General features: G+C 65.3%; 1 pseudogene. It reads left to right on the forward strand.

Annotated elements, in window-relative coordinates:
- Positions 1–242: pseudogene (locus KBI52_RS00150) on the forward strand (hypothetical protein); the annotation flags it as partial.

Genomic DNA, 242 nt, shown 5'->3' on the forward strand with positions numbered 1-242 from the left:
TGATCGAACTCCTCCTGATCTCGTATCTCGGCGGCGCCACGCGCTTGAGCGTCGGCTGGTGGGCGGGTCGCCTCTTCGGCCTGGCATCCGCGAGCGTGGTACTGCTGGTTCTCCTGTCCGAGACGACAGTCTTGCAGGCTCGACTGGCCCGTTCGATCCGCTCCGAGCGCTTGGCTCGAGAGAGCCGGCTCACGGCCATGGAAGCCCTGTCGGCCTCAATCGCGCACGAGATCAATCAGCCA

Origin of the sequence: Microvirga sp. HBU67558 (assembly GCF_018069605.1) — a bacterium.
Taxonomy (GTDB): Bacteria; Pseudomonadota; Alphaproteobacteria; order Rhizobiales; family Beijerinckiaceae; genus Microvirga; species Microvirga terrae.